Genomic DNA, 12,825 nt, shown 5'->3' with positions numbered 1-12,825 from the left:
ATTCATCGTTCGGCGACCCGCCGCATAACAGGTGCGATTTCCCCCTCCCTGCGCTAACCTGCCTCGATGTTCAAGAGGTCAACCATGCACATTCATATTCTTGGTATTTGCGGCACATTCATGGGCTCGATGGCGGTACTCGCCAAAGAACTGGGCCATCACGTCACCGGCTCCGATGCCAACGTCTATCCGCCCATGAGCACGCAACTGCAAGCCCAGGGCATTGAATTGACCCAAGGCTACGACCCCTCACAATTCGACCCCGTTCCGGACCTGGTAGTGATCGGCAATGCCATGTCCCGTGGCAACCCGGCGGTCGAGTATGTGCTCAATAAAGGTCTGCCGTATGTCAGCGGCCCGCAGTGGCTGGCCGACCATGTGCTGCAAGGTCGCTGGGTACTCGCAGTGGCCGGCACCCACGGCAAGACCACCACCAGCAGCATGCTCGCCTGGGTGCTGGAGCATGCCGGCATGAGTCCGGGTTTTTTGATCGGCGGTGTGCCGCAGAACTTTTCGGTGTCGGCCCGTCTGGGCAGCACGCCATTTTTTGTAATCGAAGCCGACGAATACGACAGCGCCTTTTTCGACAAGCGCTCCAAGTTTGTCCATTACCGCCCGCGTACAGCGATTCTCAATAACCTCGAGTTCGATCACGCCGACATTTTCCCTGACTTGCCGGCCATTGAGCGGCAATTCCACCATTTGGTACGCACCATCCCCAGCGAAGGCCTGGTGATCCATCCCACCACAGAGCCTGCGCTGCAGCGCGTGATCGACATGGGCTGCTGGACCCCGGTGCAGACCACCGGCGCTGGCGGGCAGTGGCAGGCCAGGCTGCTGAGCGAAGACGGTTCGCGTTTTGAAGTGCTGTTTGAAGGCGAGGCGCAGGGCATCGTTGCGTGGGACATGACTGGCCAGCATAACGTCGCCAATGCCTTGGTCACCCTGGCTGCCGCACGGCATGTGGGTGTGGTGCCCGCTATGGGTATCGCTGCGTTGAGCGCGTTCAAAAGCGTGAAGCGTCGTATGGAAAAGGTCGCTGACGTGAATGGGATTACCATTTACGACGACTTTGCCCACCACCCCACGGCGATTGCCACCACCCTGGATGGCCTGCGCAAGCAGGTCGGTGATGCCCGGGTTATCGCGATTGTCGAGCCTCGTTCAAACTCCATGAAGCTCGGCGCGCACCGTGATGGCTTGCCGCAGAGCGTCAACGATGCCGACGAGGTGGTCTGGTATGCCCCTGCCAATCTCGGCTGGGACCTGCCGGCAATTGCCGCGCTGTGCACCGTCCCGTCGACGGTGTGCGATTCCATCGACGGCATCATTGAGCACGTCAAACAGCAGGCCGGGCCAGGCACCCACGTGGTGGTCATGAGCAATGGCGGCTTCGGCGGCCTGCACGGCAAGCTGGCCGAGGCGCTCAAATGAGCGGCCCGGAACGCGTTACGCTGGCAATGACCGGCGCTTCGGGCGCGCCCTACGGCCTGCGCCTGCTCGATTGCCTGGTGCGTGAAGAGCGCGAGGTGCACTTTTTGATCTCCAAGGCCGCGCAGTTGGTAATGGCCACCGAAACCGACGTGGCGCTGCCGCCCAAGGTGCAGACGATGCAAGCGTTCCTCACCGAATACACCGGTGCGGCGGCGGGGCAGATCAAGGTGTACGGCAAAGAGGACTGGATGTCGCCGGTGGCCTCGGGCTCCGGCGCACCTGCGGCGATGGTGGTGGTGCCGTGCTCCACCGGTACGTTGTCGGCGATTGCCACCGGTGCCTGCAACAACCTGATCGAGCGGGCGGCGGATGTGACACTCAAGGAGCGTCGCCAGTTGATTCTGGTGCCGCGTGAAGCGCCGTACTCGAGCATTCACCTGGAGCACATGCTCAAGTTGTCGAACATGGGCGTGACCATCCTGCCCGCGTCGCCGGGCTTCTACCACCAGCCGCAGACCATCGACGACCTGGTGGATTTCGTGGTGGCGCGCATTCTCAACCTGCTCAATATTCCCCAGGACATGCTGCCGCGCTGGGGCGAGCACCATTTGAGCAGTGATGAATAAGGCGTTGCTGGTGGTGTTGGCGCTGCAACTGGCCGGCTGCGCCACGGCACGCACGCTGGATGCCGCGCAGCCCGGCGCGCCGGTGGTGTATGCCGGTACACGGTTGGACCTGTACGCGATTGACGGCGGCTGCTGTGCCAAGGACAAGTTCGGGGCTGAGGCGCCGCGCTACCCACATGCAGACCTGCCGGCCAGCGCACTGCTCGATACGCTGTTGTTGCCGCTGTCGGTGTTGACAGTGCTGGGCGTAGGCTTTAACGCGACGGGCGGTCTCTAACAATTGGCGCCTCTGTGGCGAGCCGGTCTGTTGTGGCGAGTGGGCGTTTTGTGGCGAGCGGGCTTGCCCTAATGCCGTTCAGTTAAGCGCAGATTCCCTGTGGCGAGCAGGCTTGTCCTGCGTTGGGCTGCGCAGCAGCCCCAAAGCCAGGCGCTGAGCCGTATCAGGTACACCGCGTTTTGCTCGATTGGGGGCGCTTCGCACCCCAACGCGGGGCAAGCCCGCTCGCCACAATAAGCCCACACATTTTCCTTAACTGAACGGAATTAGGGCAAGCCCGGCGCCGGGCAAGCCCGCTCGCCACAGGCATGTGGCTGCCTGAACTTCAGGCTTTAAAATCAACGCGCTATTTTGTGTTGATAAGAGCGGTTACTTGCCGAGTTTGCGCAACTCATCCGACTCCACCACCCGCACCCCATTCTGTTCCTCCAGAGCCAGGCGCCACATGGCCCGAGCCAGGTCGCACACTTCGATGCCGTGGTACTTGCCTGGAATCAAGCGCGACAACGGCCCGGCCAGTTGTTCGGCCAGACGCGGTTCCAGTCGGTCACCCAGCAGCAGCGAAGGCCGCACGATGGTCAATTGCGGCCAGTCCTGCGCCTTCAATGCCTGTTCCATTTCGCCTTTGACCCGGTTGTAGAACACCGAGGATTTCGGGTCGGCGCCAATCGCGCTGATCACGATCAGGTGTCGCGCGCCCAGTTCCCGCGCGCGTTTGGCAAAGGCCACGACCATGTCCAGGTCGACGGCGCGAAAGGCCGCTTCGGAGCCGGCTTTCTTGATGGTGGTGCCCAGGCAGCAGAAGGCGATATCCACCTGGCCGCTCAGCTGTGGCAGAACCACTGCCGGTTCGCCCACCGGGTTTTCCAGGTGGGGGTGTTCGGCAAGTGGTTTTCGGCTCGGCGCCAGTACGCGGCTGACGGTAGGTTCGTTGAGCAGGCGGTCCAGCAGGTGTTCGCCGGTAAGGCCTGAGGCGCCTGCGAGCAGGATATGCTGAGGTGTCAGGTACATGGTGTTTCCCCCTTATTACACATTACAGCTTAGTTGCCTTTGGCTTCCTTGCTATTCATTGAGACGCTTTCGAGCGCCTTTCGTGCCTGCTGTTTGCGTAAGAGTTGCCAGTGGGCGATCACCCCCTTGGGCGCCCAGATCTGCGGTTCGGAGGCTTCGAAGTTGTCCGCCTGCTCGCGCTCGGTCACGTGCAGTTGCGCCAGTTTGAAGGCTTGCTGCAAATCGTCGGTCTGGTTAAAAGCCTGTGCGAAAAGGGCATCGCCGAAGTAGGTGAAGTCGGCTTCCTCGGAACAGCCGAACGACACGCGATCGGCCCGCGAAGCGGTCATGATCAGCGTGTGTTCGTCTTTCAGCGCCGGAATGAAGCCGCCGGAATAGCAGGCGGAAATCACGATGATCTTGTCGCGGTTTTGCAGCGGGGTGAGCACGGCGGCCAGCTCGTCGGCGGGCAGGTCGGCCAGCTCCATGCGCGGCTGGTCGAGCACCAGTTCATGTTCGTGGGTGCCGTGGCTGGTCAGGTAGATAAACACCAGGTCTTCCGGCCCGCTGCGTTCGGCCAGGGTCTGCACCGCGCGGCGCAGGCTTTCGCGGGTGGCCAGGGGGCGGTCGGTGATGTGGTCGCGATGGTTGACCAGGCGAATCTGCCCACGGGCGCCGAAGCGCGTGGCGAGCATGTTGCTGACGTAATCGGCTTCGCGCAGGAACACGCTTTGCTTGCCGTCGCCGGCCACGGCCAGGGTGTACAGCTCCACGGCAGGGGTGGAGGCGGGCACCGCGGCAAGCGCCTCGTTGAGCAAACGGCCCTGGGCGAGCACGCCGATTTCCAGCGGGTCGGGCAGCAGCTTGCCGTCGGCGTCTCGCACGCGCAGGCCATTGACCCAGGTGCCGGCCTGCACGGCGCCATCGGCGAGCACCAGTGTGCCGCGACCTTGATAATTGTCGCTGTCGAAACCGCCGATATAGAAGCTGCCGTCCGTGAGGTTCAGACGGCCTTCGCCGGTAAAGCGCCAATCGCTGAACTGGCCCACGTAGTGGCTGCCGTCCACGCCGATCAACTCGCCTTTACCGCTCAAGGCGCCTTCCTTGAATTCGCCGATCCACACATCGCCGTCAGCGTTTTCGTAGCGGCCCTTGCCATTGAGCTGGTTCTGTTTGAACTGGCCTACGTAGATGTCGCCGTCGGCGCTGTTGAACGTGCCGTTGCCTTCCAACTGGCCATCGACGAAACGGCCGCTGAACTGGTTGCCGCTGTCGTCGTTGCGCTGGCCTTCGCCGTTCGGCTTGCCGTGGGCGAACTGACCCTGATACTGGCTGCCGTCGGCCAGCTCCAGGCGACCGAGGCCTGAATACTGGTCGTCGAGGAACTCGCCGCGATAGGTCATCTGCCCCTCTTTGAGGGTGCCTTCGCCGTTGCGGCGACCGTTCTTGAAACCGCCCACGTATTGGCTGCCGGCAGTGGTCAGGCTGCCCTGGCCATCGAACAGGCCCTGCTGGAACTCGCCCTTATAGACTTCGCCGTTGCTGCCATGCCATTCGCCCTGGCCGTGCCACTGGCCCTTGTCGAACGCGCCGGCATACCAGCTGCCGTTGGGGTAGTCGACACGGCCCTGGCCTTGCAACAGGCCATTGACCACATCGCCACGGTAACGACCCCCATCGGGCAGACGCGCATCGGGCGGCAACAGCGATTCGCCGTCTCCGCAGGCGGTGAGCAACAGGGCAAGGGCAAGGGGGGCGAGTGGGCGCATAGCGGGATCCGGATAATTGAGCGCCGAGTATGCCGCAGCCGAGAGTTTGATACATAAATTTACATACGCTGTGGAAAGGTTTAGCGCCTCACCACAGGCAGGGCCTTACACGAAGCAGAGCGACAGCGACTCGGCAATGTAGGCAGGTTTTTCCTGGCCATCGATTTCCAGGGTGCAGGTGGCCTTGAGCAGCCACTGGCCGGGCTTTTTCTCGGTGACATCGGTCAGGGTGACCGCCAGGCGCACCCTGGAGTCGACCTTCACCGGCTGGATGAAGCGCACGCTGTCCAGGCCATAATTGACCGCCATTTTCAGGCCTTCGGGCACGATCAGGATGTCTTCGATCAGTTTGGGAATCAGCGACAACGACAGAAAGCCGTGGGCGATGGTGCTGCCGAACGGGGTCTGCGCGGCCTTGACCGGGTCGACGTGGATGAACTGATGATCGCCCGTGGCCTCTGCGAACAGGTTGATGCGTGCCTGGTCGATGGTGAGCCATTCGGAACGTCCCAGTTCCTTGCCGACATGATCATTGAGCTGCGCTACAGGTACATAGGGCATTGCGTCTCTCCTTGGTTCAGCAGTTTTTATCCGCCCGGTAATCGGGGCTTTTTTGCGGATTGCAGACAACCAATGTAGATCATCACGGGCCTTGCGCCCGGTCAATCCACCATGCTTATGGCGAATGCCGGTGTATAGACCTGACGTGCTTATAATGCGGGCGAGCTTTGACGGGGGAGAAAGTGGATGTTGTTACGGGGCCTGACCTGGCTGGTGCTGTTCCAATTGATCGGCACCGCGCTCAATCATTTGCTGTTGCCGGTATTGCCGGGGCCGATTATTGGCCTGTTGCTGATGCTGGGCTTCCTGATCTGGCGCGGCGAAGTCGGCGACCCCTTGAACCTGGCGGCCAGCAGCCTGTTGCGCTACCTGCCGCTGCTGCTGGTGCCGCCCGCCGTGGGCGTGATGGTGTACGCCGGGGAGATTGCCGCCGACTTCTGGGCCATCATCGGCGCGCTGGTATTGTCGCTGGTGATCGCCATGGGCTTTGTCGGGGTGTTGATGCAGCAGATGGTCAAGCGCAAGGAGAAGGGTCAATGACTGTCGACTGGCACGGCGCATGGACGTCTGTCATCCATCACCCGCTGTTCGGCATCGGCATTACCTTGGGCGCTTATCAACTGGTGCTGGCCGGGTTCGAGAAAACCCGCTGGATCTTTCTGCAACCGGTGCTGGTCTCCATGCTGCTGGTGATCGGCGTGCTGCTCACCTGTGGCCTCAGCTACGCCGAATACCGCAAGAGCACCGAGATCATGGGCATCCTGCTGGGCCCGGCAACAGTGGCCCTGGCGGTGCCGCTCTACCTTAACCTGCGCCGCATTCGCCAATTGTTCTGGCCGATTGTTACGGTACTGGTGTTGGGCGGGGTGCTGGTCACCGGCCTGTGTCTGTTGCTGGGCGAGTGGTTCGGTGCCGAACACCGGATGCTGATGACCATGGCGCCCAAGTCGGTGACCTCGCCGATTGCCATGCTGGTGGCCGAGCAGATCGGCGGCGTGGCGGCGCTGGCGGCAGTATTTGTGCTGATTACCGGCGTGGTCGGCGCCATGATCGGCCCGGCCTACCTGACGCGCCTGGGTGTGCACAGCCCCGAAGCGCGCGGCATGGCGCTGGGCATGACCGCCCACGCCGTGGGCACCTCGGTGGCCTTGCAGGAAAGCGAAGAGTGCGGCGCGTTTGCGGCGCTGGCCATGAGTCTGATGGGCGTGGCCACGGCGGTGTTTTTGCCGTTGGCCGTGTCGGTGATTGTTTAAACCCAGGTATGAAGGAAACCTTTATGAGTCTGGCGCTGTTCCCGCTCAACACCGTGCTGTTCCCCGGCAGCACCCTCGACCTGCAGCTGTTCGAGGCGCGCTACCTGGACATGATCAGCCGCTGCATGAAAAAGGGCGAAAGCTTCGGCGTGGTGTGCATCCTCGACGGCCGGGAAGTCGGCATGGCGCCGGACGGCTACGCGCTGATCGGCTGCGAGGCGTTGATTCGCGACTTCAAGCAGCAGGACAACGGCCTGCTGGGGATTCGCGTCGAAGGCGGGCGCAGGTTTCGCGTACGTGAAGCGGGGGTACAGAAAGACCAGTTGCTGGTGGCCGACGTGCAATGGCTGGACGAGCAACCGGACCTGCCGCTCGAAGAAGAGGACGCCGACCTGCTGGCCCTGCTCCAGGCCCTGGCCGAGCACCCGATGGTCGCCTCCCTGGACATGGGCGGCAATGCCGAGGGCCAGCAGGCACTGGGTAATCAGCTCGCGTATTTATTGCCGTTCACCGAGGCGGACAAGATCGACCTGCTGCAAATCGACGACCCGCAGCAGCGCCTGGATGCGATCCAGATGCTGCTCGACGAGTTGCAGGGCGAACTGTTCACTCAATAGGCATAGCGCAGCAAAGCGTGGGACGTGCCGGTGAGGGCGATAAAGCTCATCACCGCCACCAGCGCCGGCAGCAGCAGCCACCAGGTCCTGCGCGACATGGCCGGCAGCGGGCTGCGGTATTCGCTGGCCGTGAGGCTGAATGCGCAGACGGTCATGGCCAGCAGCGTGCCGGCGAGGATGTCCGAGGGCCAGTGAGCGCCAAGGTATACCCGTGACAGCGCGATGAAGACGGCCGGAATGCAGCCCATCAGCATCCAGGTGAGGCGCAGCCGCGTTGGCTGGCCGCGCCCTGCCAACACCGCCAGCGCGAGGAAAAACGCGAAGGCGCCGGACGCGTGGCCGCTGGGCATGCTGAAGCTGGTGAGCGGGTCGGTGAGAATTTCCGGGCGGCCACGGGCGAAAAACAGTTTGGTGCCGGTATTGATCACCGCCGCGCCGGCCAGTGTGGCGCCGACAAACAGCGCATGGCGCCACTGCCACAGCAGCAACAGCAGGCCGGTGAACACGGCGCTGGCGACGAACATCTTTTTGAACTCGCCCAACTGCGTGACCCGCACCATGACCTCGTCCAGCCAGGCGCTGCGATGCTCCTGCACCAGCGCGCTCAGGCCCTGATCGAAGTGATTGAGGTGTGGGTAACCGATAAACACCGCGATCAGCAACACCAGGCTCGCGCAGCCGATCCACAGCGTTGCGCGACGATGGCCGCGCAGGCTGCTGTTCAAGCTCAGGCCCAGCAAAACGGCCAGGCACCCGGCCACGACTGCCGCCTCCGGCCAGAAGCCTTCCGGCAGTGGCAGACGGAATGCGGCACCGGTCGCCCAGCCCGGCAGCAGGTAGGCCACCGACCAGCCGGCCGCCGCGACAACACTCACGGCGGCGAAGCGCGGGAAGGGCATGTCGCACATGCCGGCGACCATTGGCAGCATCGGGCGCAATGGGCCGATGAAACGTCCGACCAGCAGGCTGGCGATACCGTATTTGTGGAAGTAGGTTTCGGCGCCGTTCATCCATTCCGGGTGGTGACGCAAGCCGGGCAGGCGCCGGATGTTCTGGTGGAAATGTCGGCCCAGAAAGTAGGAGACGCCGTCGCCCAGCAGCCCGCCGAGGAAGCCCAGTAACAACGTCTCGCTCAGCGACAGCGCGCCGCTGCCGGCCAGTGCGGCAATGGCGAACAGTAATACCGTGCCCGGCACGATCAGCCCGGCAATCGCCAGGCACTCCACGCACGCGACGATAAACACCGCCACGGCCAGCCACTGCGGGTTCACGGTCAGCCAGCCGGTAATACTATCGAGCCATTGGCCCATACACTCCACTCCCTCTCTGCACTACGTAATCCGGAACACCGAAGGTCAACTGTGGGAGCGGGCTTGCCCGCGAAAGCGGTGGGTCAGTCAACATCAATGTTTGCTGGATACCGCCTTCGCAGGCAAGCCAGCTCCCACAAAGGGCCGCGGCGATATAAGCGCTCATGCCCGGTCGGCTCGAATCAAAAAATAATCCCGGCCTTCGACCTGGCCACGTCGCAGCGGGTTCCGCGTGCAATAAGGCGCATAGCCTGCATCGACGAAACGGTACATCAAGTGCTCATCGCGCCCGCTCGGGATGCCCAGGCGGGTGGTCTGGATAATCTGCGTGGGCGTCTGCCCCACGTCCTGCACATAGAGCAATTCCTGGTCGAACCGCTTGGCGTCCCACATCGGCACCTTCAGCCCCAGGGCTTTGCACAGCAGCGTTTGGCCGGCGCAGAGTTTTTGCGAGGCGCGTGGGCTGCCGTCGGGGTTCGGGTTGTTGAGCAGCATTTGCGCCAGGCTGGCGGGGCCGGAGATTTCATCCACCCACGGATAGGCTGATTTGATCAGCACCGCGTTGCCCGGGCCATGGGCGCTGAAGTTCAGCGAATCGCCGCCCCGGGCGTAATACATGTAGATATGGCCACCATCCAGAAACAAAGCCTTACGCTTTTCTGTGTAGCCAAGTGACGCGTGACTGCCTTTTTCGGCCACGTAATAGGCTTCGGTTTCAATAATTCGCGCAGAAAGCCAGAGATCACCCACGCGATGGCGTATGACTTTTCCGAGCAGATCCCGTGCGAGCACTTGCGCGTCACGGTCGAAGAAGCGGTCGGGCAGGGCGCTGGCGAGGAGTTGCAGGGTCACACTGGGCATAGGAGATCAGGGGAGTGCAGGTAAATGTGACCGAATAATAACAACTCCCCGCTTAATTACCGCTGAACACCCGTTTTTTACAGTTCATTTCGACCATCCGCCCCTCACCGCTGTCAGTCGGGCGGCGTCACAGCTATAATCTGCCGCTTTCCTCTTTGGCCAAGTCTCTCTGACCATGACTGAGTCCGTTCTCGACTACATGACCCGCCTGGGTCGCGCAGCCCGCCAGGCCTCGCGGTTGATCGCCCGTGCGAGCACTGCGCAGAAGAACCGTGCCCTGCTGGCCGCCGCCGATGCGCTGGATGCCGCGCGCGCAGAACTTGCCGCCGCCAATGAACAGGATTTGGCCAGCGGCCGCGCCAATGGCCTGGAACCGGCCCTGCTGGACCGCCTGGCGCTGACCCCGGCACGTATCGACGACATGATCGAAGGCCTGCGTCAGGTGGCGAAGCTGCCTGACCCCATCGGTGAAATCCGCGATATGCGCTACCTGCCGTCCGGCATCCAGGTTGGCAAGATGCGCGTGCCCCTGGGCGTGATCGGCATCATCTACGAGTCGCGCCCGAACGTGACCATTGACGCCGCGAGCCTGTGCCTCAAGTCTGGCAACGCCACCATCCTGCGTGGCGGTTCCGAGGCGATCCATTCCAACCGTGCCATTGCCGCGTGCATCCAGCAGGGCCTGGCCGTGGCCGAGCTGCCCGCCGAAGTGGTGCAGGTGGTGGAAACCACCGACCGCGCGGCCGTCGGCGCGTTGATCACCATGCCGGAGTTTGTCGACGTGATCGTGCCACGCGGTGGCAAGAGCCTGATCGAGCGCGTCAGCCGCGAGGCCAAGGTGCCGGTGATCAAGCACCTGGACGGCGTGTGCCACGTGTTCATCGACGTGGCCGCCGACCTCGACAAGGCGATCCGCATCGCGGACAACGCCAAGACCCATCGCTACGCCCCGTGCAACACCATGGAGACGCTGCTGGTGCACGCCGGCATTGCCGAGCGCGTGCTGCCGCCGCTGGCTGCCATCTACCGCGACAAGGGCGTGGAGCTGCGCGGTTGCGAGCGCACCCGTGCGCTGCTGGGCGCGGACGTGATCGAGGCCACCGAAGAAGATTGGTACACCGAGTACACGGCGCCCATCCTGTCGATCCGCATCGTCGACGACCTGGACCAGGCCATCGAACACATCAATAAATACGGCTCCAAGCACACCGACGCGATTGTCTCCGAGCATTTCAGCGATGCCCGGCGTTTCCTCACCGAAGTGGATTCCGCGTCGGTGATGATCAACGCCTCGACGCGCTTTGCCGACGGCTTCGAATATGGCCTGGGCGCGGAGATCGGCATCTCCACCGACAAACTCCACGCACGCGGCCCGGTCGGCCTGGAAGGCCTGACCAGCGAGAAGTACGTAGTGTTCGGCGACGGTCACGTGCGCACTTGATGGCTAAACGCATCGGGCTGCTCGGTGGCACCTTCGACCCCGTGCACATCGGCCATTTGCGCAGTGCACTTGAGGTTGCCGATGCGCTCGGGCTGGACGAGATGCGGGTGATGCCCAACGCGCGGCCGCCCCATCGCGACATGCCGCAGGTGTCGCCGCAGCAGCGTCTGGAAATGGTGCGCGTGGCAGTGGAGGGCATCGCACCGCTGGTGGTGGACGACCGCGAACTCAAGCGCGATAAACCGTCCTACACTGTCGACACCCTGGAGCTGATGCGCGCCGAGCTGGCCGCTGATGACCAGTTGTTTCTGCTTTTGGGCTGGGACGCATTTTGCGGCCTGCCCTCTTGGCATCGCTGGGAGGAACTCCTCCAGCATTGCCACATCCTGGTGCTGCAACGCCCGGATGCCGACAGCGAACCGCCGGATGCCCTGCGCAACCTGCTGGCCGCGCGGTCGGTAAGTGACCCCTTGGCCCTGACCGGGCCGAACGGGAATATTGCATTCGTCTGGCAGACCCCGCTTGCGGTGTCTGCCACCCAGATCCGTCAACTGCTGGCCAGCGGGAAGTCGGTACGTTTCCTGGTGCCTGACGCGGTCCTGGCCTACATCGATGCGCACGGGCTTTACCGTGCGTCGAACTGAAAAGGCGCGCTTGACCGCACGAACCGTCGTGCAGCAAGCGCCCGAACATATGAGCAAAACGAGTTTTTTATGACGAACAAAGACGTAAGCAAAGTTAAGCGTAAAGGCACCTTCAAAAGCGCCCCGCTGCCGGTTGAAGCCCACGTTGGCCCGGAGCTGGCTGGCGAAGAGCTGGTGAAAGTCGCGGTTGCCGCGCTTGAAGACGTGAAGGCCCAGGATATCCAGGTGCTTGACGTGCGCGACAAGCAGAGCATCACCGACTACATGATCATCGCCACGGGTACCTCCAACCGCCAGATCGGCGCGATGCTCGACAAGGTCCGCGAAGCCGTCAAAGCCCAGGGCGTCAAGCCATTGGGTGAAGAAGGCAAGGGCGACAGCGACTGGGTGCTGCTGGACATGGACGACGTGATCGTTCACATGATGACCAGCAACGCCCGTCAGTTCTACGACCTGGAGCGCCTGTGGAAAGGCGCCGAGCAGAGCCGTGCCGCCGATGGCAAGCACCACAGCCCGGAAGTGGGCCACGCGCACTTCGACAAGCTCAACAAAGACCAGGAATAAGGAACGGCTGTGCGCCTGCGTCTGATCGCTGTCGGTTCACGCATGCCCAAGTGGGTGGAAGAAGGTTGGCATGAGTATGCCAAGCGTCTGCCGGCCGAGCTGTCGCTTGAGCTGGTGGAAATCCCGCTCAACACCCGGGGCAAGAATGCCGACGTGGCGCGCTTTATCCGTCAGGAAGGCGAGGCCATGCTGGCCAAGGTCGGCCCCAACGAGCGCATCGTCACCCTCGAAGTGCACGGCAAGCCCTGGAGTACCGAGCAACTGGCGGTGGAACTGGACCGCTGGCGTCTGGATTCGCGCACGGTCAACTTCATGGTCGGTGGCCCTGAAGGGCTGGCGCCGGAAGTCTGTGCGCGGGCCGATCAGCGCTGGTCGCTGTCGGCCCTGACGTTGCCGCACCCGTTGGTAAGGATTCTGATCGGTGAACAGCTGTATCGCGCCTGGACAGTCCTGTCCGGGCACCCTTACCACAAATAAT

The 12,825-nt window shown here is 62.8% G+C and carries 15 protein-coding genes; 10 read left to right on the top strand and 5 right to left on the bottom strand.

What is annotated here, in order from left to right:
• Positions 1-84: 84 nt before the first annotated feature.
• The 3 genes from mpl to RHM60_RS12935 are packed head-to-tail and all read left to right on the top strand — an operon-like array spanning position 85 to position 2,337.
• A complete protein-coding gene (gene mpl, locus RHM60_RS12945; protein WP_322212016.1) occupies positions 85-1,434 on the top strand; it encodes a UDP-N-acetylmuramate:L-alanyl-gamma-D-glutamyl-meso-diaminopimelate ligase in 1,350 nt (449 codons plus the stop codon).
• Entirely contained in the window at positions 1,431-2,060 is a 630-nt protein-coding gene (gene ubiX, locus RHM60_RS12940) for a flavin prenyltransferase UbiX (RefSeq protein WP_209985229.1), read from the top strand. Before mpl ends, ubiX begins: the two co-directional genes overlap by 4 nt.
• Positions 2,053-2,337, top strand: coding sequence for a YceK/YidQ family lipoprotein (locus tag RHM60_RS12935; protein WP_209985226.1), 285 nt, complete (start codon positions 2,053-2,055; stop codon positions 2,335-2,337). The genes ubiX and RHM60_RS12935 overlap by 8 nt, the downstream gene beginning before the upstream one ends.
• 369 nt (positions 2,338-2,706) lie before the next feature.
• Here RHM60_RS12935 and RHM60_RS12930 read toward each other — a convergent pair whose 3' ends face one another.
• From RHM60_RS12930 to RHM60_RS12920, 3 genes are all read right to left on the bottom strand, one after another.
• A complete protein-coding gene (locus RHM60_RS12930) occupies positions 2,707-3,348 on the bottom strand; it encodes an oxidoreductase (RefSeq protein ID WP_209985224.1) in 642 nt (213 codons plus the stop codon).
• Between the two features lie 29 nt (positions 3,349-3,377).
• Entirely contained in the window at positions 3,378-5,096 is a 1,719-nt protein-coding gene (locus RHM60_RS12925; RefSeq protein WP_209985221.1) for a C13 family peptidase, read from the bottom strand.
• Positions 5,097-5,201: 105 nt separating this feature from the next.
• Complete coding sequence (locus RHM60_RS12920) at positions 5,202-5,657, bottom strand: MaoC family dehydratase (RefSeq protein WP_209985218.1); 456 nt, start codon at positions 5,655-5,657, stop codon at positions 5,202-5,204.
• Between the two features lie 186 nt (positions 5,658-5,843).
• Here RHM60_RS12920 and RHM60_RS12915 point away from each other — a divergent pair, with 186 nt between their 5' ends.
• From RHM60_RS12915 to RHM60_RS12905, 3 genes are read left to right on the top strand one after another with little or no spacing between them, the layout of a single operon-like run.
• Positions 5,844-6,197 (top strand): CidA/LrgA family protein, encoded by a 354-nt coding sequence (locus RHM60_RS12915; protein ID WP_322212015.1) that lies wholly within the window; start codon positions 5,844-5,846, stop codon positions 6,195-6,197.
• Entirely contained in the window at positions 6,194-6,910 is a 717-nt protein-coding gene (locus RHM60_RS12910) for an LrgB family protein (protein ID WP_209985213.1), read from the top strand. Before RHM60_RS12915 ends, RHM60_RS12910 begins: the two co-directional genes overlap by 4 nt.
• A gap of 23 nt (positions 6,911-6,933) precedes the next feature.
• Positions 6,934-7,527, top strand: a complete 594-nt coding sequence (locus RHM60_RS12905) for an LON peptidase substrate-binding domain-containing protein (protein ID WP_322212014.1) — start codon at positions 6,934-6,936, stop codon at positions 7,525-7,527.
• On the opposite strand, the gene RHM60_RS12900 is transcribed toward RHM60_RS12905, so the two are convergent.
• Together RHM60_RS12900 and RHM60_RS12895 are read right to left on the bottom strand one after the other, a co-directional pair.
• Positions 7,521-8,837 carry a bifunctional DedA family/phosphatase PAP2 family protein gene (locus RHM60_RS12900; RefSeq protein WP_322212013.1) on the bottom strand — a complete coding sequence of 439 codons (1,317 nt, stop codon included), beginning with the start codon at positions 8,835-8,837 and terminating at the stop codon, positions 7,521-7,523. The genes RHM60_RS12905 and RHM60_RS12900 overlap by 7 nt on opposite strands.
• Positions 8,838-8,999: 162 nt before the next feature.
• Positions 9,000-9,698, bottom strand: a complete 699-nt coding sequence (locus tag RHM60_RS12895) for a DNA-3-methyladenine glycosylase (RefSeq protein WP_322212012.1) — start codon at positions 9,696-9,698, stop codon at positions 9,000-9,002.
• A 175-nt stretch (positions 9,699-9,873) separates the two neighbouring features.
• On the opposite strand from RHM60_RS12895, the gene RHM60_RS12890 reads away from it, so the two are divergent.
• The 4 genes from RHM60_RS12890 to rlmH all read left to right on the top strand — a co-directional run bounded on the left by RHM60_RS12890 (position 9,874) and on the right by rlmH (position 12,824).
• Positions 9,874-11,139: a glutamate-5-semialdehyde dehydrogenase gene (locus RHM60_RS12890; RefSeq protein ID WP_322212011.1), complete on the top strand. Its 1,266-nt coding sequence runs from the start codon at positions 9,874-9,876 to the stop codon at positions 11,137-11,139.
• On the top strand, positions 11,139-11,783 hold the full coding sequence (gene nadD, locus RHM60_RS12885) for a nicotinate-nucleotide adenylyltransferase (protein WP_003237043.1): 645 nt from the start codon (positions 11,139-11,141) through the stop codon (positions 11,781-11,783). The genes RHM60_RS12890 and nadD overlap by 1 nt, the downstream gene beginning before the upstream one ends.
• 69 nt (positions 11,784-11,852) lie before the next feature.
• Positions 11,853-12,347 (top strand): ribosome silencing factor, encoded by a 495-nt coding sequence (gene rsfS, locus RHM60_RS12880; RefSeq protein ID WP_003237041.1) that lies wholly within the window; start codon positions 11,853-11,855, stop codon positions 12,345-12,347.
• A 9-nt stretch (positions 12,348-12,356) separates the two neighbouring features.
• Entirely contained in the window at positions 12,357-12,824 is a 468-nt protein-coding gene (rlmH, locus tag RHM60_RS12875; protein WP_003176297.1) for a 23S rRNA (pseudouridine(1915)-N(3))-methyltransferase RlmH, read from the top strand.
• Position 12,825 lies beyond the last annotated feature (1 nt).

It is taken from the genome of Pseudomonas sp. MH9.3 (genome assembly GCF_034354675.1).
Classification (GTDB): domain Bacteria; phylum Pseudomonadota; class Gammaproteobacteria; order Pseudomonadales; family Pseudomonadaceae; genus Aquipseudomonas.
Note: the sequence above shows the minus strand (reverse complement) of the source record. Positions and strands in the feature narration are given on the sequence as shown.